We start from the raw sequence: 22,839 nt of genomic DNA on the forward strand, positions 1-22,839 counted from the left end.
TCTGTCCTGTAATGTGGGGATGTGCCTGTTTTGACCAACAGCATAATGTTACGTTCCATTTTACGCTGCTCTGGGAGTGTATCTATCTGCTCACGGTATGAAAATGATAATCGCGAGATTGTTGGGATAAATATAAAAAGCGGAGTCTTTTTTGTGACACTTCGATACAATTCATCTCCGTGTGAAAGCAAAGCGTTCAGGGAATCGATTTATGCTCGAGATGTTGATGCAGTGGTACCGCCGCCGATTTAGTGACCCGGAGGCGATCGCGCTGCTGGTCATTCTGGTGGCAGGTTTTTGCATTCTGTTCTTCTTTAGTGGCCTGTTGGCGCCGCTGTTGGTTGCGCTGGTGCTGGCCTATCTGCTGGAGTGGCCGACCGTCCGCCTGGAGCGGCTGGGCTGGTCGCGTACCTGGGCCACTACCGCGGTGATGGTGCTGTTTATCGGCATTCTGCTGCTGATGTCCTTCGTGGTAATGCCCATTGCCTGGCAGCAGGGGATCAACCTTATTCACGACATGCCGGGCATGTTGAACAAGCTTTCTGATTATGCCGCTACGCTGCCGCGTCGCTATCCTGCGCTGATGGATGCCGGGATCATCGATGCGATGGCCGAAAATATGCGCACCCGGATGCTGACGCTCGGTGACTCGGTGGTGAAGTATTCGGTGGCCTCGCTGGTGGGGCTGCTGACGCTGGCAGTCTATCTGGTGCTGGTGCCGCTGATGGTCTTTTTCCTGGTGAAGGATAAAGAGCAGATGCTGAACGCCGTGCGCCGCGTGCTGCCGCGCAACCGCGGTCTGGCGGGGCAGGTGTGGAAAGAGATGAACCAGCAAATTACCAACTATATTCGCGGTAAGGTGCTGGAGATGATCGTCGTTGGGGTCGCCACCTGGCTCGGCTTCCTGATGTTTGGCCTTAACTATTCGCTGCTGCTGGCGGTGCTGGTGGGGCTATCGGTTCTTATTCCTTACATCGGTGCGTTCGTGGTCACTATTCCGGTGGTCTGCGTGGCGCTGTTCCAGTTTGGCCTCGGCACCGAGTTCTGGAGCCTGTTTGCGGTGTATCTGATTATTCAGGGGCTGGACGGTAACCTGCTGGTGCCGGTGCTGTTCTCTGAAGCCGTGAACCTTCACCCGCTGGTGATTATTCTGTCGGTGGTGATTTTCGGTGGGCTGTGGGGCTTCTGGGGCGTGTTCTTTGCCATTCCGCTGGCGACGCTGATTAAAGCCGTAGTGCATGCCTGGCCGGATGGGCTGGTGGCGGAAGAGGACATATCAAACTAACGTGTGGCCCGGGCGAGGCGGTTGCGCCGACCCCGGGGGAACCCCGGCGTCGCTGCGCTCGGCCGGGCTACGTTATTGGGTTAGGCGTTTGCCTGCAGCCAGCCCAGCACGATGTCGTGGTGGTTGGTGGTTTTGAAGTCGTCGAAGACGTGCTCGACTTTACCGTCGGCGTCAATCAGGAAGCTGGTGCGGTGAATGCCGTCATAGGTTTTGCCCATAAAGGTTTTCTCACCCCAGATGCCAAACTGATCGCAAACCTGGTGATCTTCATCGGAGAGCAGCGTGAAGTTCAGCAGCTCTTTTTCCGCAAAGCGGGAGAGCTTCTCTGGCTTATCGGTGCTGATGCCCAGCACTTCAACGCCAACCTTTTTCAGCTCATCCATATTGTCGCGAAGGCCGCAGGCCTGCACGGTGCAGCCAGGGGTCATTGCTTTCGGGTAGAAATAGACCAGAACACGTTGTCCCTGGAAGTCGGTTAAATTTACCTGCTCGCCGTCTTGATCGGGCAAACTAAATTTCGGTGCGATATCACCGGCTTTCAGTGGGTTCATTACTCAGCTCCATCCTGTTCATCATGCTGTGAATAATTGATCACGTTTATACTGCCTTGTGCGTTCAGTTCTGTACATAGGGCTTTGAACGCTTGCTCAATATTTGATGCATTTTTCGTAGCGGGGCTGTGGGCGGTTATCTGAATAAACAGCTGCGCAACGCTTTCGTTATCGCCCGGCTGCGTGCGCGACACCAGTTCGGCAATGTTCATTTCCCAGCTATCAAACAGCGCGGTAAAGCGCTCAATAATATGCGGCGAATCAGGAACCTCGACCTGCACCCAGACGGTTGCAGGCATCGCCGGACGTGGACGCGCGGTGGTGCGCTTCATCACGATCAGCAGATCCAGCTCCGCCCCTTTGAGTGGCAAAGTGGATTCAATCAGCGTAATCGCATTCCATGAACCGGAAAGCAGCATAATAAAAGTGAACTCATCCCCCAGCATGGCCAAGCGACTGTCTTCGATATTACAGCCGCAGCTGCTCACGTGACGGGTAATCGTATTGACGATGCCAGGGCGATCCGCGCCCAGGGCTGTAATGACCAGATAATGTTGTAATGAGGCTGTCAAACCTGTTCTTCCTTTAAAAAGGTGCGGTATTCCTTAGGAAAGCATAAAAAAAACCGGCATACAACATTCTGAGGGCCCTCAGTCTCTTGCTTTTATTACAAGACCAAACGTACCATTGAGATTCATGTCCGCACGTCAGCACAGAGGATGGCCCATGTTTACGGGAAGTATTGTAGCGCTTGTCACGCCGATGGATGAAAAAGGTAATGTCGACCGTTCAAGCCTGAAAAAACTGATTGATTACCATGTCGCCAGCGGAACCTCGGCGATTGTCTCGGTAGGAACGACCGGTGAATCGGCAACGCTTAGCCACGAAGAGCATGGCGATGTCGTGATGACTACGCTGGAGCTGGCCGACGGCCGCATTCCGGTGATCGCAGGAACGGGGGCAAATGCAACCGCAGAGGCGATTAGCCTGACCCAACGTTTTAATAATACCGGCGTGGTGGGTTGCCTGACCGTCACCCCGTATTACAACCGTCCAACCCAGGAAGGTCTGTTCCAGCACTTCAAAACGATCGCTGAGCATACTGACCTGCCGCAAATTCTGTATAATGTGCCGTCCCGTACCGGTTGCGATATGCTGCCGGAAACCGTAGGTCGCCTGGCGAAAATTAAAAATATTATCGCGATTAAGGAAGCCACGGGGAACTTAAGCCGTGTTCATCAGATCAAAGAGCTGGTTTCAGACGACTTCATCCTGCTGAGCGGTGATGATGCAACCGGTCTGGACTTCATGCAGCTCGGTGGTCATGGCGTTATTTCAGTGACGGCAAACGTTGCGGCGCGTGATATGGCGGAAATGTGCAGGCTGGCAGCTGATGGCCAGTTTGACCAGGCGCGTATCATTAACCAGCGTTTGATGCCGCTGCACAATAAATTATTTGTCGAACCCAATCCAATCCCAGTGAAATGGGCATGTAAGGAATTGGGACTTGTGGCGACCGACACCATGCGTCTGCCGATGACCCCTATCACCGACCACGGTCGTGATGTGGTGGCATCTGCATTAAAGCATGCCGGTTTGCTGTAAAGTTTAGGGAGATTTGATGGCTTACTCAGTACAGAAGTCGCGCCTGGCGAAGGTTGCGGGGGTATCGCTGGTTTTACTGCTTGCGGCCTGTAGTTCCGACTCGCGCTATAAGCGCCAGGTCAGTGGTGATGAATCCTACCTGCAAGCCACTCCGTTGAGTGAACTTCACGCCCCTGCGGGCATGATTCTGCCGGTTGAAAATGGCGACTATAACATTCCGGTCGCTAACGGCAGCGGTGCCGTCGGTAAAGCGCTGGATATCCGTCCGCCGGCTCAGCCGCTGGCGCTGGTTTCTGGTGCACGTACCCAGTTCACGGGTGATACCGCCATGCTGCTGGTTGAAAATGGCCGTAGCGGTTCTCTGTGGCCGCAGGTTGTCAGCATCGTTCAGGCGAAGAACTACACCATCACCAAACGTGATGATGCTAGCCAGACGCTGACGACGGACTGGGTTGAGTGGAACCGTCTTGATGAAGACCAGCAGTACCGTGGTCGCTATCAGATCTCCGTACAGCCGCAGGGCTACCAGCAGGCCGTCATGGTGAAGCTGGTTAACCTGGAACAGGCTGGCAAGCCGGTTGCTGACCGTGCTTCTCTGCAGCGCTATAGCGCTGAAATGCTGAACGTGATTTCCGCAGGCCTGGATAAGAACGCGACGGATGCCGCGAACAGTTCCAGAGGTGCTGCTGGCGCAACCTTCGACGTGCAGAGCGCCTCCGACGATACCGGTCTGCCAATGCTGGTGGTACGCGGTCCGTTTAACCAGGTATGGCAACGTCTGCCTGGCGCGCTGGAAAAAGTGGGCATGAAAGTGACCGATAGCACCCGTTCTCAGGGCAGCATCGCGGTGACCTACAAGCCGCTGTCTGACAGCGGCTGGAAAGATCTGGGCGCTAGCGATCCGGGTCTGGTCTCCGGTGACTACAAACTTCAGGTCGGTGACCTGGACAACCGTAGTAGCCTGCAGTTCATCGATCCGAAAGGTCATACGCTGACGCAGTCGCAGAATGACGCCCTGGTAGCCGCATTCCAGGCCGCATTTAGCAAGTAATTAAACAGGGCTGGAGCAATCCGGCCCTTTTTTCTGTATAGTGACGCAATCGTGTGCGTCGCCGGAAAATGCACAAATATTTATCGTAATCATCACTGGAGTGACAAAGATGCAAAAGCTAGCTGAGTTGTATCGTGGTAAAGCGAAAACCGTATACAGCACCGAAAACCCGGATCTGTTGGTACTCGAATTCCGTAACGATACGTCAGCAGGGGATGGTGCCCGCATTGAGCAGTTCGATCGTAAAGGCATGGTGAACAACAAGTTCAACCATTTCATTATGAGCAAACTGGCGGAAGCAGGTATTCCAACCCAGATGGAAGCGCTGTTGTCCGATACCGAATGTCTGGTGAAAAAGCTGGATATGGTGCCGGTGGAATGCGTGGTGCGTAACCGTGCGGCAGGTTCGCTGGTGAAACGCTTAGGGATTGAAGAAGGCATCGAGCTGAACCCGCCGTTGTTTGACCTGTTCCTGAAAAACGATGCGATGCACGACCCGATGGTTAACGAATCCTACTGCGAAACCTTCGGCTGGGTGAGCAAAGAGAACCTCGCGCGTATGCAGGAACTGACCTTCAAAGCGAACGACGTGCTGAAAAAGCTGTTCGACGATGCGGGCCTGATCCTGGTCGACTTCAAGCTGGAGTTCGGTCTGTTTAAAGGCGAAGTGGTGCTGGGCGACGAGTTCTCCCCGGACGGCAGCCGCCTGTGGGATAAAAAGACCATGGACAAAATGGACAAAGACCGTTTCCGTCAGAGCCTGGGTGGCCTGATTGAAGCATACGAAGAAGTGGCGCATCGTTTGGGCGTTAAGCTTGACTAAGTCATAATGTCCCCGGCCTCGCCCTGCGCGTAGGCCGGATAAGGCGTTTACGCCGCCATCCGGCAATGTGCACGTTGCTTGCCTGATGGCGCTGCGCTTATCAGGCCAACATCCTCATCGCGGGAACCCCGCACAACATTTCCAGTGGTAATCCCTCCTGTAACCGCCTACGATCGTATCAGTATTCCTGAGAATAAGACTGAGGTAGTTATGCGTTGGCAAGGTCGTCGCGAAAGCGACAATGTAGAAGACCGGCGGAATAATTCTGAATCCCCGATGATGGGCGGGCGCGGCCCTGGTTTTCGCATCCCAAGCGGTAAGGGCGGCATTGTCCTGCTGATTATCGTGCTGGTGGCAGGCTACTACGGCGTGGATCTGACCGGCCTGATGACCGGTGAGCCCATCGGCCAGCAGCAAACTTCCCAGCGGGTGAGTGGCCCGAAAGATGACGAAGCCGCAAAGTTCACCTCGGTGATCCTTGCGACCACCGAAGACACCTGGGCGCAGGAGTTTAAGGCGATGGGCAAAACCTATCAGCCGCCGCGTCTGGTGATGTACCGCGGTGCGACCCGTACCGGTTGCGGTACCGGGCAATCGGTAATGGGGCCGTTCTACTGCCCGACCGACAGCACGGTCTATATCGACCTCTCATTCTACGACGACATGAAAAACAAGCTTGGCGCGGGCGGCGACTTCGCTCAGGGCTATGTGATTGCGCATGAAGTCGGCCACCACGTACAAAAACTGCTGGGTATCGAACCGAAAGTGCGCCAGATGCAGCAGGGCGCGTCGCAGGCAGAGGTGAACCGCCTCTCCGTGCGAATGGAGCTTCAGGCGGACTGCTTTGCGGGCGTCTGGGGTCATAACATGCAAAAACAAGGCATTCTGGAAGCCGGTGACCTGGAAGAGGCGCTGAATGCAGCCGAAGCCATTGGCGACGACCGTCTGCAGCAGAAGGGGCAAGGGCGCGTGGTGCCAGATAGCTTTACGCATGGTACCTCACAGCAGCGCTATACCTGGCTGAAACGCGGCTTTGATAGCGGCGATCCGGCGCAGTGCAACACTTTCAGCAAATCACTCTGACGGCGGGCCCAGAGTCATGGATGAACTGCTGGCGCACGCTGAGCGCATGGCGCAGGAAGGCATTCGCCGCCTGCTGGTGATAAGCGGTGAACGCACGTGGAGCGAACAGCAGGCCACGGCGTTTCGCGCAGCGGCGGGAGAAGAGGTGCTCTGGGTCGGCCTGAAGCCGGCCACCGCGCCGTTCTGTCCGTCCTCTAAGCTGGTGACGCTGCTGGGGCGCGAGTTCCAGCACGCTATCTTCGACGCCCGCGATAGCTTTGATGTCTCCGCCTTTGCCGCGTTGGCGGGTACGCTCCTGGCCGGAAGTTGGTTGATACTGCTGGTGCCAGAATGGGCGCAGTGGCCCTATCAGGCCGATGCGGATTCACTGCGCTGGAGCGATACGCCGGAACCCGTCGCCACGCCGAACTTTGTTGACCATTTCTGCCGGACGCTCTCCCGACATCCCGAAACGCTGCTCTGGCGGCAGGGCGCGCCTCTGCCACCTCTCACGTTACCCGAACGACCTGGCTGGCATCGCGCCAGCGGAGAGCCCGCGCGTGAGCAGCAGGCGATTCTGGCGGCGCTGGAGGAGACGACCGCGCCGGTATCGGTGGTTACGGCAGAACGCGGGCGAGGAAAGTCAGCGCTGGCGGGGATGCATATCCAGCGACTGCACGGCGAGGCTGTTGTCACCGCGCCTTCCCGTGCTTCTGCGGAGGTCATTGCTGCCTTTGCGGGTGAACGTTTTCGCTTTATGGCCCCCGATGCCTTGCTGGCCTCGGATGAACGCGCCGACTGGCTGGTGGTGGATGAAGCCGCCGCTATCCCTGCGCCACTGCTTCAGAAGCTTATCGCTCGCTTTCCGCGCACGCTGCTGACCACCACCGTGCAAGGCTATGAGGGCACCGGGCGCGGTTTTTTACTCAAGCTTTGCGCCGCGTTTCCCGAACGGCACGTTTTCACTCTCAACCAGCCTATTCGCTGGGCGGCAGGATGCCCGCTGGAAGCGCTGGTTAACGATGCGCTGATTTTCCACGATGAGGCATTCACAACGTCGCCAACCGGCGAAGTGGCGCTGCTTCCCGTTTTGCAATCTGCCTGGCAGTCCCGCCCTGAACAGCCCACCTCGCTGTACCAGCTTCTTTCTGGCGCCCATTACCGCACCTCACCGCTCGATCTCCGGCGGATGATGGATGCACCGGGGCAGCATTTTATCAGCGCGCAAACGCCGCAAGGGCCAGCCGGTGCGCTATGGCTGGTGGATGAAGGGGGACTGTCGCCCGAGCTGAGTCGTGCAGTTTGGGCGGGCTACCGTCGCCCTCGCGGGAATCTGGTGGCGCAGTCGATGGCGGCGCACGGCGGCAGTCCGCTGGCAGCAACGCTTATCGGGCGGCGCATTAGCCGAATTGCGGTTCATCCGCAGCGTCAGCGTGAGGGTATCGGCCAGCGGCTGATTGCACAGGCGTGGGTAACGGCGCCGCAATGTGATTACCTGTCGGTGAGTTTTGGCTACACCGAGGAGCTGTGGCGCTTCTGGCAGCGCTGTGGCTTTACGCTGGTGCGCATTGGCACCCAGCGGGAGGCGAGCAGCGGCTGCTATGCGGCGATGGCGCTGCGTCCGTTAACAGTAGCGGGAGAAGCGCTGATGCAGCACGAACATCATCGACTGTGTCGCGAGTGGCGCTGGCTCTCACAGTGGGTCGATGAAAAAGTGCCGCTAGCCGATGTGCCAGAGGCTATCCTTACTGAAGATGACTGGTGGGATCTCGCCGGGTTTGCTTTTGCTCATCGCCCGATGCTGGCGGCGTTGGGTAGCCTGCATATGCTGTGCAACAGCAGCGAACTGTCGCTTCCTGCGCTGCGCGGACGTTTATCCGGCGAGAATGAGCAGGCGCTCTGCACTCGCCTGGGTCTGCACGGGCGGAAAGCGCTGCTAGTCAGGCTGCGTGAAGAAACGGCGCAGGCGATGCTGAGCCTCGACAAGATTCGGACAAATCAGCTCATGAAACAGATTCAACAACTGCAATTTTTTTAACTGACTCATTCAGTTAAATGGCATGGTCATTATTTTGGCGCGGCGTAAACTGACCGTCAAAACCAAGGAGACAGCCATGACACACGATCATTTTGTTGTTCAAAGCCCCGCGAAGCCCGCTCAACAGCTGCTGCTGTTGTTTCATGGCGTGGGCGATAATCCGGTGGCAATGGGCCAGATCGGCAGCTGGTTTGCGCCGCTGTTTCCGGATGCGCTCATTGTGAGCGTAGGCGGTGCAGAACCTTGTGGTCCGGCACCGGGCCGCCAGTGGTTCTCGGTGGTGGGCGTGACGGAAGAAAACCGTCAGGCGCGCATCGATGCCATTATGCCGACCTTTATTGAAACCGTGCGCTACTGGCAGAAACAGAGCGGCGTGAGCCCACAGGCGACGGCATTAATTGGCTTCTCTCAGGGGGCAATTATGTCGCTTGAGGGGATTAAAGCGCAGCCGGGGCTGGCATCACGGGTGATTGCCTTTAACGGTCGTTACGCGACGATGCCGGAAAAAGCGGATACCGCTACGACCATCCACCTGATTCACGGCGGGGAAGACCGGGTAATCGATCTTGCCTGGGCAGTGAAAGGGCAGGAAGCACTACAGGCCGCAGGCGGCGACGTGACGCTGGATATCGTTGAGGATTTAGGCCACGCGATAGACGATCGCAGCATGCAGTTTGCGCTGGATCATCTGCGTTATACCGTGCCGAAGCACTATTTCGATGAAGCGTTGAGCGGCAGTACGCCGAAAAATGATGACCTTATTGAGATGATGTAAGGATTAGCGGTTCGCTGGGAACCTGTAGGCCGGATAAGGCAAAGCCGCCATCCGGCAATCGTGGCGGCTATGCCTGATGGCGCTGCGCTTATCAGGCCTACATGAGAGTGCCCGGCGGGTGCAACGACTTATTTCTTAGGCTGGTCTTTATTAGGCCAGTCGTCGTCATCGTCCCACTTGTCGTTAAAGTCGCGGTGCGGCGGAAGGTCCGGTTTATTGGCAAGGAATTTTTTGTGATCGACGCGATTAAGATCTTTGATCACGTTGATGATCACCCCCACCAGAAACACCAGCACCAGAATCCACCAGTATTTTGACAGCCAGTCCATGTGCATTACCCCTTATGTTGTGCCATCAGGCGACAAGTTGTTCCATAATGCGTTGATACATCCGCGCTAGCATCTGCAGGTCTGCCGCGTTCACACACTCATTAATTTTATGAATGGTGGCATTCACCGGACCCAGTTCAACAACCTGCGCGCCCATCTGGGCGATAAAGCGACCATCTGACGTGCCGCCGGTGGTCAGCAACTGCGGTTCTATTTCATTATAGTGCGCGATAGCGTTCACCACCGCGTCGACCAGTTTACCGCGTGCGGTCAGGAACGGCTGGCCGGAAATCCACCAGTCAACGCTATAGCGCAGTTGGTATTTCTCCAGCAGAGCGATAACGCGCGCCTTGATCATCTCGTCCGTCAGTTCAGTGCTAAAGCGGAAGTTGAACTGCACGAACAGATCGCCTGGGATCACGTTGTTGCTGCCGGTGCCAGCCTGAATGTTAGCAATCTGCATGCTGGTCGGCGGGAAGAATTCGTTGCCCTGATCCCACTCAATCGACACCAGTTCGTTCATCCACGGCGCGGCGCGGTGGACTGGGTTATCGGCAAGGTGCGGATAGGCCACATGCCCCTGTACGCCATGAATGGTCAGGTTGCAGGTCATTGAGCCACGACGGCCGTTTTTCACCACGTCGCCCACCACTTCGGTGCTGGAGGGTTCGCCCACCAGGCAGTAGTCCAGACGCTCGTTACGGGCCATCAGCGCTTCCACCACTTTCACCGTACCGTGCGTGGCGCTCGCTTCTTCATCGGAGGTGATCAGGAACGCCAGGCGGCCTTTGTGGTTCGGGTGCTGAGCGACGAAGCGCTCTGCCGCCACGACCATCGCCGCCAGCGAGCCTTTCATATCGGCTGCGCCGCGGCCAAACAACATGCCGTCGCGAATCGTGGGTTCAAACGGTGGGTTAATCCAGCGGTCAGCATCGCCTGCAGGTACCACGTCGGTGTGGCCTGCAAATGCCAGGGTTTCTCCTTTACCGCGCCAGGCCCAGAAGTTCTGGGTATCGCCAAAATCCATCGGCTCAATGGTAAAACCTGCTGCGCGTAGACGTTCAATCATTAACGCCTGACAGCCCGCATCGTCCGGGCTAAGAGAAGGGCGGCGAATAAGCTGCTGAGCCAGCTCAATGACTGGGCAAGACATAAACTAGACCTCGTTATTTTCGTTATCTGAAACTGTAAAACAGGGCCAACGGCGTTAGCGCGTCAGGGCGACCCATTGGCTATAACTGGCATCACTGAAACCCAGCAGCATAGGCTGTGCGGGCGCGCAGAGCAATGGGCGTTTGATGATTGCCGGCATTTCCAGCATCAGCGCCGCAGCGGCATCGGCGTTGTTGATTCCAGCGCGCACCTGTTCATCCAGCTTACGCCAGGTGGTGCCACGGGTATTCAACAGCGCTTCCCAGCCCAGCTCGCCAATAAAGGTTGCCAGCAGTTCTGGCGTCAGGCCATCAACGCGATAGTCGTGAAAGCGATATTCAACCTGATGCTCATCCAGCCAGCGACGGGCTTTCTTGATGGTGTCGCAATTCTTTATTCCGTAGAGGATGGTCATATTGCACCTTTATATCTGCAGGTTTTAGGGGACTCGAATATACACGTAATTCCAGCGGCTGCCTGTTTTAATTTCACCCGGCTAAAGTGGCTGAAAAGTGTACAGTTTATCATGCTGTCTACGCGCTTTGACGTAGCGGGTTTGCGTTGTCATAGGTTAAATATGTATCATATGATTCACATTCCGATAACTATTTCAGAATGTTGCTGTTGGTCACATTAAATGTCAAAATTCCGGCCCATAGTGACCTCAAGCAGTAAACAAAGGTTGGCAGCGGCAATCAAAGTAATCGGATTAACCGTATTCACAGGTCATACATTTGTACGTAAAATACGCATAATAATAAGAGAGGTAGTTATGATCGAACGTGAACTGGGGAACTGGAAAGATTTTATTGAAGTGATGCTTCGTAAATAATTTTCAGCAATGTGATTTAAAGGCGCTGTGTTCTTTCAATAACCATGATGGTGTTGTTTGCAGTACAGAGTAGTTGCATCACATAAAGGTCAAAAGGCGACATTCATCATGTCGCCTTTTCTGTTTCCAGGGCTTACCCGTTATTCGGGCTTCTCTTTCAGCGGGAAGCGGCGGCGCACCAGCACAAAGAACAGCGGCACAAAGAAGATAGCCAGAATCGTTGCGGAAACCATCCCCCCAACCACACCGGTACCCACCGCATGCTGCCCGCCAGAACCCGCGCCGGTAGTCAGCGCCATCGGCAGTACGCCGAAGATAAACGCCAGCGAGGTCATCAGGATAGGGCGCAGACGCTGACGACAGGCTTCAAGCGTAGCCGTCAGCAGATCTTCCCCTTTCTGGTTCAGATCGTTGGCAAACTCGACGATCAGAATGGCGTTTTTGGCCGATAGGCCGATAACCGTCAGCAGCCCCACCTGGAAGTAAACGTCGTTTTCCAGCCCGCGCATCCAGGTTGCCAGCAGCGCGCCGATAACCCCCAGCGGTACTACCAGCATAACCGAGAACGGCACAGACCAACTCTCGTACAGCGCCGCCAGGCACAGGAAGACCACCAGCAGTGAGATGGCATATAACGCCGGTGCTTGCGCCCCTGACAGTCGCTCCTGATAGGACATCGCTGTCCACTCAAGGCCAAATCCGGTTGGCAGTTGCTGCACCAGGTTTTGCATCACGTCCATGGCGGTGCCGGTACTGACGCCCGGTGCGGCTTCACCAATAATTTCAACCGCCGAGTAGCCGTTATAGCGCTCCAGACGCGGTGAACCGGTCTCCCAGCGTGAAGTGGCGAAGGCGGAGAACGGCACCATCTGCCCGGCATTATTGCGCACGTACCACAGGTTCATATCTTCCGGCAGCATGCGGTACTTTGCCGCCGCCTGAACGTAGACTTTCTTCACGCGTCCGCGATCCATAAAGTCGTTCACATAGCTTGAACCCCACGCGGTTTGCAGCGTGTCGTTGATATCATCGATAGAAACACCCAGCGCCTGCGCTTTTCGCTGGTCGATATCAACCTGCAGCTGGGGGCTATCGTCCAGGCCGTTGTGACGCACGCGCGTCAGCTGCGGATCGTTACCCGCCAGCTCCAGCAGCTTATCGCGGGCGGCCATCAACGCGTCGTGCCCGGCACCGGCGTGATCCTGCAGCTCCATATCGAAACCGGCAGAGCTGCCCAGGCCGCTGATGGCCGGTGGGCTGCTGGCGTAAACGCGGGCCTCTTTAATTTTGTTCAGCGCTTTGGTCGCACGCTCGATAATCGCGAATGAGGTGCCGGTTTTACTGTCACGCTCGTCCCAGTCTTTCAGGCGCACGAACATGCGCGCCACGTTCTGGCCGTTACCGCCAGGGCCGGAGCCAATGGTGGCAAATATTGACGTGACGTTGTCCTTCTCATTCTTGAAGAAATAGTCTTCAACCTGCTCCACCACCTTCAGCGTCTGCTGCTGGGTTGAACCGCTCGGCAGCTGTACGGAGGTCGTGAACATGCCGCGGTCCTCCAGCGGCAGGAAGGAGGAGGGCAGGCGCAGGAACAGGAACACCATGCCGCCCAGCAGCAGCACGTAAATCAGCATCCAGCGGATACTGCGATGGAGAATTCTGGCGACGCCGGATTCGTAGCGGCGTGCGCTGGCATCGAAATGGCGGTTAAACCAGCCGAAGAAGCCTTTGGTGCCGTGTACTTCGCCTTTATGAATCGGCTTGAGAAGGGTGGCGCACAGCGCCGGAGTGAGGATCATCGCCACCAGCACCGACAGCACCATCGCCGACACAATGGTAATGGAAAACTGACGATAGATAGCCCCGGTAGTGCCGCCGAAGAAGGCCATTGGGATAAAGACCGCCGACAGCACCATGGCGATGCCGACCAACGCCCCCTGAATTTGCCCCATCGATTTACGCGTCGCCTGCCGTGGCGTGAGCCCTTCGGTACTCATTATTCGCTCAACGTTCTCAACCACTACGATGGCGTCATCCACCAATAGGCCGATGGCGAGCACCATCGCGAACATCGTCAGGGTGTTGATACTGTATCCGCAGGCGTAAAGGATGGCGAAGGTGCCCATCAAAACCACGGGAACGGCAATGGTCGGAATCAGGGTGGCGCGGAAGTTCTGCAGGAACAGGTACATCACCAGGAACACCAGCAAAATGGCTTCCAGCAGCGTTTTTACCACGTCCTTAATCGAGGCTTTGACAAATGAAGTGGTCTCGTAGGCCACTTTATATTCCAGACCGTGCGGGAAGTACTGCTTGAGTTCATCCAGGCGTTGGATCACGCGCTCGGCGGTGGCCATTTCGTTGGCGCCAGAGGCGAGTTTAATCCCTAAGCCAGAGGCCGGATTACGGTTGTAGCGGCTGAGGTAGTCGTACTTTTCAGCCCCCATTTCGACGGTCGCCACATCGCCCAGGGTCACTTCTGAACCATCCTGGTTAACGCGCAGCGTGATGTCGCGGAACTGCTGCGGCGTTTGCAGCAGCGATTGGGCGTTAATCGTGGCGTTCAGCGCCTGTTTGTCGATTGACGGCGTGCCGCCAAGTTGGCCGACCGCAATCTGGGCGTTCTGGGATTTAATCGCATTTGTCACGTCGGCCGTGGTCATCTGGTAGCTGTTAAGCTTGGCTGGGTCCAGCCAGATGCGCATCGAATACTGCGAGCCATAGGCATCGATATCGCCTACGCCGTCCACGCGGCTAATAGGGTCCTGAATGTTACTGGCGACGTAGTCGGAAATATCCTGCTTATCCATGCTGCCATCGGTGGAGACGAAGGCGATGGTCAGAATGTTGGTATCACCGGTTTTACGCACCGTGACGCCCTGAGTTTGTACCGCCTGCGGCAGTTTGTTCATGGCGGTTTGTAGCTGGTTTTGCACCTGCTGCACCGCTTCGTCAGGGTCAGTCCCGGCGACGAAGCTTAAGGTGATCGTCGCCTGCCCGGTGGCGCTACTTTGGGAAGACATGTACATCAGGTTATCGATACCGGTCATATTCTGCTCGATAACCTGCGTGACGGTGTTCTCCAGCGTTTGCGCGGAGGCACCAGGATAGTTCGCCGTCACGCGCACGTTCGGTGGCGCGAGGTCAGGGTATTGCTCAACGGGTAAAGAAAATATCGCCAGGGCCCCTGTGAGGCACAAAAGGATTGCCAGCACCCAGGCAAAAATGGGGCGATCAATAAAGAAATTCGCCATCAGGATCCGAACCTCGTGTTGTTCATTTTTTTACGTACTGAATTGCGTCAAACACTGTAGCGGTAAGGCCCTCAACAATCGTGGAGAAAAAAAGGAGATAATGTAAATTATCATTCCGCTTTCCAGAAACGGTTTGCAGATCCTTACGCTATCGGCCTTGGCCCCTGAAACGTAATTTCATTTAAGCTGAAATTTTTTGATCTGCCACATCATACTGATAAATAGTCACCGTTTCTGGGCAAATGGACATTGCCTGGGTGAGGAATACTCGGCTAATAAATAGGGCTTATAAATATAAGGTTAATTTGAACCATAGGCTGAGAATGTATGAACCGTTTTATTAGGGTAGATAGCCAAAAATGCATTGGATGCAAGGCGTGTGAAGTAGCCTGTGTAATGTCGCATAACGATGAGCAACATGTGCTGACTTCAGCGCAGTTTATTCCGCGCATTACCACCGTGAAGATGAACAACCAACGAGGGGCGGCGACCTGCCACCACTGTGAAGATGCCCCCTGCGCCCGTAGCTGCCCGAACGGCGCGATACGCCAGAGCGATGACGCTATTCTGGTCGATCAGGCAAAATGTATTGGCTGTAAATCCTGCGTGGTGGCCTGCCCGTTCGGCACCATGCAGATGGTGCTGACGCCAACCAAAGAGGGGCGCGTCAAAGCCAGCGCTCACAAATGCGATCTGTGCCATGGACGTGCGGCGGGTCCGGCGTGCGTGGAGAACTGCCCGGCAGATGCGCTGCAATTGATGACCAGCCAGCAGCTTAGCGATATCGCCAAAAACCGTCGCCTGCAGACCGCCTGCCGGGAAGCACAGCCGTGGCACAGCGACAGCCGCACCGTTGCCCCTGAGGTGCAGCGCAGTAAAGTCGAGCAGATGGCCCAGACGCCCGTACGCGGTGAGGCCGATAAGCTGAATATCGAAGCCCGCAAAACCGGCTTTGCCGAAATCTATCTGCCGCTAAAAGAAGCGCAGGCGCAGCAGGCGGCTTCACGCTGTCTGACCTGCGGTGAACACAGTATTTGTGAATGGACCTGTCCGCTGCACAACCATATTCCGCAGTGGATTGAACGCGTGAACGCCGGGGATATCGACGCCGCGGTAGAACTGTCGCACCAAACCAACCCGCTGCCGGAGATTACCGGTCGCGTCTGCCCGCAGGACCGGCTATGCGAAGGGGCCTGCACCATTCGCGACGAACACGGCGCGGTGACCATCGGCAATATCGAACGCTATATCTCTGACCGTGCGCTGGCCAAAGGCTGGCGGCCTACGGTCGGTAACATTGCCAGCAGCGGTAAGCGGGTAGCTATTATTGGCGCTGGTCCGGCGGGGCTGGCGTGCGCCGATATTCTGGTGCGCCAGGGCGTGGAGCCGGTGGTGTTTGACCGCCACCCGGAAATCGGCGGCCTGCTGACCTTCGGCATCCCTTCCTTCAAGCTGGATAAATCGCTGATGGCGCGCCGCCGTGAGATTTTTACCGAGATGGGTATTCGCTTTGAGCTGAACTGCGAGATTGGTAAAGATATCGCGCTGGAGACGCTGCTTGCCGATTACGACGCGGTGTTTGTCGGCGTCGGGACCTATCGCTCGATGAAGGCCGACTTGCCGAATGAAGACGCACCGGGGGTTTACGATGCGCTACCGTTCCTGATTGCTAACACCAAAAACGTGATGGGCATCGGTGAGCTACCTGACGAGCCTTACATCAATACCAAAGGGCTGAACGTGGTGGTGCTCGGCGGGGGTGATACGGCGATGGACTGCGTGCGTACCGCGCTGCGCCACGGTGCGCAGAAGGTGACCTGCGCCTATCGTCGCGACGAAGCTAACATGCCGGGGTCGAAAAAAGAGGTTAAGAATGCCAAAGAAGAGGGCGCTGAGTTTGAGTTTAACGTTCAGCCGGTAACCCTTGAGCTGGATGAGAAAGGCCACGTTTGCGGTATTCGCCTGCTGCGCACCCAGCTCGGCGAGCCGGATGCTCAGGGCCGCCGTAGGCCGATGCCAATCCCAGGCAGCGAATTTGTGATGCCAGCCGATGCGGTGATCATGGCCTTTGGTTTCCACCCGCACAGCATGCCGTGGCTTAATGCCAAAGGCGTCGACGTAGATGACTGGGGGCGTATCCGCGCCAACGTCAATTCGCCTTACCGCTATCAGACCAGCAACCCGCAGATTTTTGCCGGTGGCGATGCGGTGCGCGGGGCTGACCTGGTGGTGACCGCGATGGCCGAAGGGAGACATGCCGCACAGGGTATTCTCGACTGGCTGGGGGTAAAAATCATCCCTGCGCATTGACGATAGCCGGGCTCAGCGGCGTAATATGCGCTATCCGTATTACGCCGTGGAGCTCGCATGTCCCTGAATATCATCGTTATCAAAGATAAAATCCTCTCCGAAAACTACTTTATCCTGCGCAATATCACCTACAACTTAACCCAGCGAAACGGTGAGGTCGTCCAGCATAAGCGCGAAGTATACGATCGCGGCAACGGCGCGACGGTGCTGCTGTATAACCGCCACAAACAGAGCGTAGTGCTGGTGCGCCAGTTCCGCGTCGCCACCTGGGTTAACGGTAATCTCGACGGTATGTTGATTGAAACCTGCGCGGGCCTGCTGGATGATGACGAGCCGGAAGCCTGCATCCGTAAAGAGGCGATTGAAGAGACCGGCTATCAGGTCAGCAACGTGCGTAAAGTGTTCCAGCTTTATATGTCACCGGGCGGCGTCACTGAAATCGTCCACTTCTTTATCGCCGAGTATGACGAACGTCTGCGGCAGAATGACGGTGGTGGGGTGGAAGATGAAGATATTGATGTGCTGGAGCTGCCGTTTACCCAGGCAATTGAGATGATTCGTAGTGGCGAAATTTGCGACGGTAAAACGGTGATTTTGCTCCAGTATCTGCAAAACTCCGGTCTTATGGCGCAATAAAGGGTAATGCTCAATCCGATAAATCCGATTGAGCCGCGCCGCTTCGATAGTGAAGATACCCCCCAGTATGTTGATGCTTTTTTCTTCTGGGGTTGTACCGTCCATGCGTTACCACGTTCTCCTGTTTTTCTTCTGCATCGGGTTGCTCCCGACGTCGGTGACGTGGGCCGCGCCAGCGCAGCAGCTGTTTTCCGACTGGTTAGTGACCTGTAATAACCAGAATTTTTGCGTGACCCGCAACGTGGGTCTGCACCACGGTCTGGTGATGACGCTAAGTCGTAGCGCCGGGGCGCATACCGACGCACAGCTGCGTATCGAGCTAGGCGGTCTGGTGAACCCGGTTGCCGCCGTTCCGGCGATTGAGCCGCGACTGCTGCTGGACGGCAAACCGCTCAAGCTTTCCGGTGAGCACTGGAAAGTGCAGCCTAAGCTTCTGACGACTGGCGATAGCGTCACCATCGATGCGTTTCTCCAGCAGGTTCAGGATGCCGATGCCATTACGCTGGATAAAGGCGTGCAGGTGATGTCGCTGAAAGGGTTGAAGGCAGCGCTGCTGTTTATCGACGCCCAGCAAAAGCGCGTGGGAAATGAAACCGCATGGGTCCGCAAAGGCGACGAACCGCCAATGAGCGTGCCGCCCGCTCCGGCGCTGAAATCGGCGGTGAAAGCGATTCCCGCGCCCGTGCCGCTGAGCCACGATGAGTACAACGATCTGCTCGACTTCGCCACCTGGCGCATGAACAACAACCAATGCTCTTTGGACCCTATCCGCCGCGAAGTGTGGGTTACCGCCTTAAGCGACGATAAAGCGCTGATCATGACCAGCTGCGAATCCGGTGCCTACAACACCATCTATCTTGCCTGGCTGGTATCGCGTCAGAAGCCGTTTATCACGACGCCAATACGTCTGCGCCTGCCATTCCTGCCTGCCGGTAGCGACAGCCGTGATATTGAGTTGGTCAACCTGACCTTTAATGAAAACTCCCGGGAGCTGGTGACGCTGGATAAAGGCCGTGGCCTGGGCGACTGTGGTGTGCAAACGCGCTGGCGCTATGACGGCCAACGCTTCCGCCTGGTGCGCTATGCCGCGCAGCCGGAATGCGACAGCTGGCAGAGCGCGGATGCGTGGGCGACGCAGTGGGTCTCCGGTTAACGCTTTCTGATTTCCGTAATATAGGTAACCGCTACGTGAGTGGCAAAATTCGGTACATCGTCAAATGCCTCCTGGCCCACCGGAGAGGCAAAGGCCGCCATCGCATCCTCCAGTGAATCAAACCACAGTTCGGAAAAACCGTCGATCGGTGAGTCGGGGTAAATCCGGCGATCGATAGGGTTCAGCACGTAGCCGCGCAGGCCCGGCAGCGCCAGAGCAATCTTGCTGTGCACCGCCTGCCAGTGGGCGACAAACTCTTCAAAACTTTGCGTCTCTTTCTTCGTCAATAGGCCGACGTGTTTAAAACCATTTGCCGTTGTCATCATGTTCTCCAGCTTATCAACTCAATGATTAATTTAACGATTCAGGACAGGCCTGCTTTGCCACATGATGGCGATTCGTCATCACGCTGAATACTATGATTGATTTTATTCTGGCGATAAATGGGGTTTAGGTTGCTTCTTTGTAGACATAAATTCTCCAATGCGCTACAGAATCAGGGGACTTAATTCAGTGGACGTGGAACGATGCGCAAAACCGACAACCTCGGCGGGATCACCGCTTTTGTGACAACGGCACAGCAGGGCAGCTTTACCGCCGCCGCAGAGCAACTGGGGCTGACCAAATCGGCGGTGGGCAAGAGCGTGAGCCGCCTCGAAGCACGCCTCGGGTTAACGCTGTTTCAGCGTTCTACCCGCCGTCTGAGCCTTACTCCCGACGGTGAAGCCTTCCTTTCGCGTTGCCAGCAGGCGATCGATATTCTTGAGCAGGCGGAAGCTGAGCTGACTTCGCATGTGATTCATCCGTCCGGTCGGCTGCGGGTTGATCTACCGTCGGCTTTTGGCCGCCAGCGCGTGCTGCCGATCCTGTTCGTCATTACCCAACGCTATCCTGAACTGTCGCTGACGGTGACCTTCAGCGAGCGCTTTGTTGACCTGATTGAAGAGGGGATCGATCTTGTGGTGCGCATCGGTGAACTGGCCGACAGCAGCGGGCTGGTCGCTCGACGACTGACGACGCAGAAACTGGTTATCTGCGCGGCCCCGTCCTATCTCAAGGTATTTGGCGAACCGCGTTGTGCAGACGAACTGGCTCGCCACCGTTGCGTGGTCGGTTTTCGCCGCAATCAGCCGATTTCGTGGCTCTTAAAGTCGGTGGATGGGCAGATAACGCGCTTCACGCCGCCGCCAACCTTTGAGATGGCCGACGGTGATGCCATGCTGGCGGCAACGCTTGCTGGCTGCGGGCTCTCGCAGCTACCGCGCTGGCTGGTGGCAGACGCGCTGGCCCAGGGATTGCTGGTTGAAGTGTTGACGGAAAGCGCGGGCGCGGAGATGCCTATCAGCGCCATCTGGCCGAAAAATCGCCAGCTGCTGCCGAAGATTCGTTATGCGGTGGATGAGCTGGTACGGGCGGGTAAGGAGGGGCGCTTAGATTAACCCCATAACGATTTGGTTATGGCTAACATAACGAAAAAGCATAGATGGAAATCATGATCTTGCTATCGATAGTTGATAACATGCGAGCAATAAATCAATAACAAAGCAAAGCGTGTTCGCAAGAGTATGGCGGCCTTCAAAGTTTACCGGGCTGCCAAAGGCGATACTAGGCGCTTCCTTCGGGAGTGCATCAGGAACGTAATTGCGCTTCACCTTTTTAGTTCGATACGTGAAAGGAACCCTAAATGGACGACCAATTAAAACAAAGTGCCCTCGATTTCCATGAATTCCCTATCCCAGGAAAAATTCAAGTCTCCCCGACCAAGCCGCTGGCAACGCAGCGCGACCTTGCGCTGGCCTACTCTCCGGGCGTAGCGGCGCCGTGTCTGGAAATCGAAAAAGACCCGCTGGCGGCGTACAAATATACGGCGCGCGGCAACCTGGTGGCGGTGGTGTCAAACGGCACCGCGGTACTCGGGTTGGGGAATATCGGCGCGCTCGCCGGTAAGCCGGTAATGGAAGGCAAGGGCGTTTTGTTCAAGAAGTTCGCCGGTATTGATGTTTTCGACATCGAGGTGGACGAAACCAACCCTGACAAATTTATCGACGTGGTTGCCGCGCTGGAGCCTACCTTCGGCGGCATCAACCTGGAAGATATCAAAGCACCGGAATGTTTCTACATTGAGCAGAAACTGCGTGAACGTATGAACATTCCTGTGTTCCATGACGATCAGCACGGTACGGCTATCATCAGCACCGCGGCTATCCTCAACGGCCTGCGCGTCGTCGAGAAAAATATCTCCGACGTGCGCATGGTGGTTTCCGGCGCGGGTGCGGCGGCGATTGCCTGTATGAACCTGCTGGTGGCGCTGGGGATGCAGAAACACAACATCGTGGTCTGCGACTCGAAAGGCGTGATTTACGAAGGCCGCGAGCCAAACATGGCGGAAACCAAAGCCGCCTATGCGGTAAAAGATGACGGTAAACGCAGCCTCGACGACGTGATTGCCGATGCCGATATCTTCCTTGGCTGTTCCGGCCCGAAAGTACTGACCCAGGAGATGGTCAAGAAGATGGCCCGTGCGCCGATGATTCTGGCGCTGGCCAACCCAGAGCCGGAGATTCTGCCGCCGCTGGCGAAAGAAGTGCGTCCGGATGCCATTATCTGTACTGGCCGTTCAGACTATCCGAACCAGGTGAACAACGTACTGTGCTTCCCGTTCATCTTCCGCGGCGCGCTGGACGTTGGCGCAACGGCGATCAACGAAGAGATGAAGCTGGCGGCGGTGCATGCAATTGCTGAACTGGCGCATGCCGAGCAGAGCGAAGTAGTGGCTTCCGCCTACGGTGACCAGGACCTGAGCTTTGGCCCGGAATATATTATTCCTAAGCCGTTCGATCCGCGTCTGATCGTCAAGATCGCCCCGGCAGTGGCGAAAGCGGCGATGGACTCCGGCGTGGCGAAGCGCCCGATTGCCGATTTTGATGCCTACATCGAAAAACTGAGCGAGTTCGTCTACAAAACCAACCTGTTCATGAAGCCGATTTTCTCTCAGGCGCGTAAAGAGCCGAAGCGCATAGTGCTGGCAGAAGGGGAAGATAACCGCGTACTGCACGCCACGCAGGAGCTGATCACGCTGGGTCTGGCGAAGCCGATTCTGATTGGTCGCCCAAGCGTCATTGAAATGCGTCTGCAGAAGCTGGGGCTGCAAATCAAAGCGGGCGTAGACTTTGAAATCGTTAACAACGAATCGGACCCGCGCTTTAAAGAGTACTGGCAGGAATATTACAACCTGATGAAGCGTCGTGGCATCACTCAGGAGCAGGCGCAGCGTGAAATGCGCAGCAACACCACCGCGATTGGCTCCATTATGGTGCTGCGCGGCGAAGCTGACGGTATGATCTGCGGCACTATCGGCGACTACCACGAGCACTTCTGCGCCGTACAGCCGCTGTTTGGCTACCGTGAAGGCGTACATACCGCCGGTGCAATGAACGCGCTGCTGCTGCCAAGCGGTAACACCTTTATTGCCGACACCTACGTCAACAACGATCCAAATCCAGAGCAGATTGCTGAAATTACCCTGATGGCGGCGGAAAGTGTACGTCGTTTCGGTATCGAACCGCGCGTGGCGCTGCTGTCACACTCTAACTTTGGTTCGTCCGACTGCCCGTCCGCCAGCAAAATGCGCGAAGCGCTGGAGCTGGTCAAGGCGCGTGCGCCTGAGCTGATGATTGACGGTGAAATGCACGGCGATGCCGCGCTGGTGGAAAGCATCCGTAATGACCGCATGCCGGACAGCCCGCTGAAAGGTTCCGCGAACATTCTGGTGATGCCAAATATGGAAGCAGCGCGTATCAGCTACAACCTGCTGCGCGTATCCAGCTCTGAAGGGGTCACCGTGGGGCCGGTGCTGATGGGGGTATCGAAGCCGGTACATATCCTGACGCCAATTGCTTCCGTGCGCCGTATCGTCAACATGGTGGCGCTGGCGGTCGTCGAAGCGCAAACCCAGCCGCTGTAACCATGTAGCCCGGGCGAGG

General features: G+C 56.3%; 20 protein-coding genes. 13 read left to right on the forward strand and 7 right to left on the reverse strand.

What is annotated here, in order from left to right:
* The first annotated feature begins 211 nt into the window (after positions 1 to 211).
* Positions 212 to 1,285, forward strand: coding sequence for an AI-2E family transporter (locus ACLGE8_RS09540; protein ID WP_410998140.1), 1,074 nt, complete (start codon positions 212 to 214; stop codon positions 1,283 to 1,285).
* An 80-nt stretch (positions 1,286 to 1,365) separates the two neighbouring features.
* Here ACLGE8_RS09540 and bcp read toward each other — a convergent pair whose 3' ends face one another.
* Both bcp and ACLGE8_RS09550 read right to left on the reverse strand, forming a co-directional pair.
* Entirely contained in the window at positions 1,366 to 1,836 is a 471-nt protein-coding gene (gene bcp, locus ACLGE8_RS09545; protein ID WP_333496785.1) for a thioredoxin-dependent thiol peroxidase, read from the reverse strand.
* Entirely contained in the window at positions 1,836 to 2,408 is a 573-nt protein-coding gene (locus ACLGE8_RS09550; protein WP_410998142.1) for a glycine cleavage system transcriptional repressor, read from the reverse strand. Before ACLGE8_RS09550 ends, bcp begins: the two co-directional genes overlap by 1 nt.
* A gap of 154 nt (positions 2,409 to 2,562) precedes the next feature.
* On the opposite strand from ACLGE8_RS09550, the gene dapA reads away from it, so the two are divergent.
* The 6 genes from dapA to ypfH all read left to right on the forward strand — a co-directional run bounded on the left by dapA (position 2,563) and on the right by ypfH (position 9,190).
* A complete protein-coding gene (gene dapA / locus ACLGE8_RS09555; protein ID WP_185668933.1) occupies positions 2,563 to 3,441 on the forward strand; it encodes a 4-hydroxy-tetrahydrodipicolinate synthase in 879 nt (292 codons plus the stop codon).
* A 16-nt stretch (positions 3,442 to 3,457) separates the two neighbouring features.
* A complete protein-coding gene (bamC, locus tag ACLGE8_RS09560) occupies positions 3,458 to 4,492 on the forward strand; it encodes an outer membrane protein assembly factor BamC (RefSeq protein WP_410998144.1) in 1,035 nt (344 codons plus the stop codon).
* A gap of 109 nt (positions 4,493 to 4,601) precedes the next feature.
* Positions 4,602 to 5,315: a phosphoribosylaminoimidazolesuccinocarboxamide synthase gene (purC, locus tag ACLGE8_RS09565; protein WP_035891480.1), complete on the forward strand. Its 714-nt coding sequence runs from the start codon at positions 4,602 to 4,604 to the stop codon at positions 5,313 to 5,315.
* Positions 5,316 to 5,525: 210 nt separating this feature from the next.
* On the forward strand, positions 5,526 to 6,398 hold the full coding sequence (locus tag ACLGE8_RS09570; RefSeq protein ID WP_410998146.1) for a neutral zinc metallopeptidase: 873 nt from the start codon (positions 5,526 to 5,528) through the stop codon (positions 6,396 to 6,398).
* Positions 6,399 to 6,414: 16 nt separating this feature from the next.
* On the forward strand, positions 6,415 to 8,415 hold the full coding sequence (locus ACLGE8_RS09575; protein ID WP_410998148.1) for a tRNA(Met) cytidine acetyltransferase TmcA: 2,001 nt from the start codon (positions 6,415 to 6,417) through the stop codon (positions 8,413 to 8,415).
* A gap of 76 nt (positions 8,416 to 8,491) precedes the next feature.
* Complete coding sequence (ypfH, locus tag ACLGE8_RS09580; RefSeq protein WP_410998150.1) at positions 8,492 to 9,190, forward strand: esterase; 699 nt, start codon at positions 8,492 to 8,494, stop codon at positions 9,188 to 9,190.
* A gap of 128 nt (positions 9,191 to 9,318) precedes the next feature.
* Here the strand turns inward: ypfH and ACLGE8_RS09585 are convergent, their stop codons facing one another.
* From ACLGE8_RS09585 to ACLGE8_RS09595, 3 genes are read right to left on the reverse strand one after another with little or no spacing between them, the layout of a single operon-like run.
* A complete protein-coding gene (locus ACLGE8_RS09585; RefSeq protein ID WP_410998152.1) occupies positions 9,319 to 9,519 on the reverse strand; it encodes a YpfN family protein in 201 nt (66 codons plus the stop codon).
* A 25-nt stretch (positions 9,520 to 9,544) separates the two neighbouring features.
* Complete coding sequence (gene dapE, locus ACLGE8_RS09590) at positions 9,545 to 10,672, reverse strand: succinyl-diaminopimelate desuccinylase (protein ID WP_410998154.1); 1,128 nt, start codon at positions 10,670 to 10,672, stop codon at positions 9,545 to 9,547.
* Positions 10,673 to 10,726: 54 nt separating this feature from the next.
* Positions 10,727 to 11,086 (reverse strand): ArsC family reductase, encoded by a 360-nt coding sequence (locus tag ACLGE8_RS09595; protein ID WP_410998156.1) that lies wholly within the window; start codon positions 11,084 to 11,086, stop codon positions 10,727 to 10,729.
* 357 nt (positions 11,087 to 11,443) lie between these two features.
* On the opposite strand from ACLGE8_RS09595, the gene ypfM reads away from it, so the two are divergent.
* Positions 11,444 to 11,503, forward strand: a complete 60-nt coding sequence (ypfM, locus tag ACLGE8_RS09600; protein ID WP_001386977.1) for a protein YpfM — start codon at positions 11,444 to 11,446, stop codon at positions 11,501 to 11,503.
* Between the two features lie 140 nt (positions 11,504 to 11,643).
* Here ypfM and acrD read toward each other — a convergent pair whose 3' ends face one another.
* Positions 11,644 to 14,757: a multidrug efflux RND transporter permease AcrD gene (gene acrD / locus ACLGE8_RS09605; RefSeq protein ID WP_410998158.1), complete on the reverse strand. Its 3,114-nt coding sequence runs from the start codon at positions 14,755 to 14,757 to the stop codon at positions 11,644 to 11,646.
* A 327-nt stretch (positions 14,758 to 15,084) separates the two neighbouring features.
* Here acrD and aegA point away from each other — a divergent pair, with 327 nt between their 5' ends.
* The 3 genes from aegA to ACLGE8_RS09620 all read left to right on the forward strand — a co-directional run bounded on the left by aegA (position 15,085) and on the right by ACLGE8_RS09620 (position 18,856).
* Positions 15,085 to 17,067, forward strand: a complete 1,983-nt coding sequence (gene aegA / locus ACLGE8_RS09610) for a formate-dependent uric acid utilization protein AegA (protein WP_410998160.1) — start codon at positions 15,085 to 15,087, stop codon at positions 17,065 to 17,067.
* 57 nt (positions 17,068 to 17,124) lie between these two features.
* Positions 17,125 to 17,703 (forward strand): GDP-mannose pyrophosphatase NudK, encoded by a 579-nt coding sequence (gene nudK, locus ACLGE8_RS09615; protein ID WP_410998162.1) that lies wholly within the window; start codon positions 17,125 to 17,127, stop codon positions 17,701 to 17,703.
* 103 nt (positions 17,704 to 17,806) lie between these two features.
* Positions 17,807 to 18,856 (forward strand): DUF1176 domain-containing protein, encoded by a 1,050-nt coding sequence (locus tag ACLGE8_RS09620; RefSeq protein WP_410998164.1) that lies wholly within the window; start codon positions 17,807 to 17,809, stop codon positions 18,854 to 18,856.
* On the opposite strand, the gene ACLGE8_RS09625 is transcribed toward ACLGE8_RS09620, so the two are convergent.
* Positions 18,853 to 19,179 carry an EthD family reductase gene (locus ACLGE8_RS09625; RefSeq protein WP_410998382.1) on the reverse strand — a complete coding sequence of 109 codons (327 nt, stop codon included), beginning with the start codon at positions 19,177 to 19,179 and terminating at the stop codon, positions 18,853 to 18,855. The two genes, ACLGE8_RS09620 and ACLGE8_RS09625, sit on opposite strands and share 4 nt — an antisense overlap.
* Before the next feature lie 204 nt (positions 19,180 to 19,383).
* Between ACLGE8_RS09625 and ACLGE8_RS09630 the strand changes: the two genes are divergently transcribed.
* Together ACLGE8_RS09630 and maeB are read left to right on the forward strand one after the other, a co-directional pair.
* Positions 19,384 to 20,295, forward strand: a complete 912-nt coding sequence (locus tag ACLGE8_RS09630) for a LysR substrate-binding domain-containing protein (RefSeq protein WP_410998166.1) — start codon at positions 19,384 to 19,386, stop codon at positions 20,293 to 20,295.
* 245 nt (positions 20,296 to 20,540) lie between these two features.
* Positions 20,541 to 22,820, forward strand: coding sequence for an NADP-dependent oxaloacetate-decarboxylating malate dehydrogenase (maeB, locus tag ACLGE8_RS09635; RefSeq protein WP_410998168.1), 2,280 nt, complete (start codon positions 20,541 to 20,543; stop codon positions 22,818 to 22,820).
* The last annotated feature ends 19 nt before the right edge of the window (positions 22,821 to 22,839 follow it).

Origin of the sequence: Kluyvera sp. 142486 (assembly GCF_046569695.1) — a bacterium.
In the GTDB taxonomy this organism is placed as follows: Bacteria; Pseudomonadota; Gammaproteobacteria; order Enterobacterales; family Enterobacteriaceae; genus Kluyvera.

Excerpts from the sequence above, each read along its gene's own strand:
- maeB (WP_410998168.1), top strand. The coding sequence starts at position 20,541 with ATGGACGACCAATTAAAACAAAGTGCCCTCGATTTCCATGAATTCCCT.
- ACLGE8_RS09585 (WP_410998152.1), bottom strand. The coding sequence starts at position 9,519 with ATGGACTGGCTGTCAAAATACTGGTGGATTCTGGTGCTGGTGTTTCTG.
- bamC (WP_410998144.1), top strand. The coding sequence starts at position 3,458 with ATGGCTTACTCAGTACAGAAGTCGCGCCTGGCGAAGGTTGCGGGGGTA.
- ACLGE8_RS09540 (WP_410998140.1), top strand. The coding sequence starts at position 212 with ATGCTCGAGATGTTGATGCAGTGGTACCGCCGCCGATTTAGTGACCCG.
- ACLGE8_RS09570 (WP_410998146.1), top strand. The coding sequence starts at position 5,526 with ATGCGTTGGCAAGGTCGTCGCGAAAGCGACAATGTAGAAGACCGGCGG.
- ACLGE8_RS09595 (WP_410998156.1), bottom strand. The coding sequence starts at position 11,086 with ATGACCATCCTCTACGGAATAAAGAATTGCGACACCATCAAGAAAGCC.
- nudK (WP_410998162.1), top strand. The coding sequence starts at position 17,125 with ATGTCCCTGAATATCATCGTTATCAAAGATAAAATCCTCTCCGAAAAC.
- acrD (WP_410998158.1), bottom strand. The coding sequence starts at position 14,757 with ATGGCGAATTTCTTTATTGATCGCCCCATTTTTGCCTGGGTGCTGGCA.
- dapA (WP_185668933.1), top strand. The coding sequence starts at position 2,563 with ATGTTTACGGGAAGTATTGTAGCGCTTGTCACGCCGATGGATGAAAAA.
- aegA (WP_410998160.1), top strand. The coding sequence starts at position 15,085 with ATGAACCGTTTTATTAGGGTAGATAGCCAAAAATGCATTGGATGCAAG.
- purC (WP_035891480.1), top strand. The coding sequence starts at position 4,602 with ATGCAAAAGCTAGCTGAGTTGTATCGTGGTAAAGCGAAAACCGTATAC.
- bcp (WP_333496785.1), bottom strand. The coding sequence starts at position 1,836 with ATGAACCCACTGAAAGCCGGTGATATCGCACCGAAATTTAGTTTGCCC.
- ACLGE8_RS09625 (WP_410998382.1), bottom strand. The coding sequence starts at position 19,179 with ATGACAACGGCAAATGGTTTTAAACACGTCGGCCTATTGACGAAGAAA.
- dapE (WP_410998154.1), bottom strand. The coding sequence starts at position 10,672 with ATGTCTTGCCCAGTCATTGAGCTGGCTCAGCAGCTTATTCGCCGCCCT.
- ACLGE8_RS09630 (WP_410998166.1), top strand. The coding sequence starts at position 19,384 with ATGCGCAAAACCGACAACCTCGGCGGGATCACCGCTTTTGTGACAACG.
- ypfH (WP_410998150.1), top strand. The coding sequence starts at position 8,492 with ATGACACACGATCATTTTGTTGTTCAAAGCCCCGCGAAGCCCGCTCAA.
- ACLGE8_RS09575 (WP_410998148.1), top strand. The coding sequence starts at position 6,415 with ATGGATGAACTGCTGGCGCACGCTGAGCGCATGGCGCAGGAAGGCATT.
- ACLGE8_RS09620 (WP_410998164.1), top strand. The coding sequence starts at position 17,807 with ATGCGTTACCACGTTCTCCTGTTTTTCTTCTGCATCGGGTTGCTCCCG.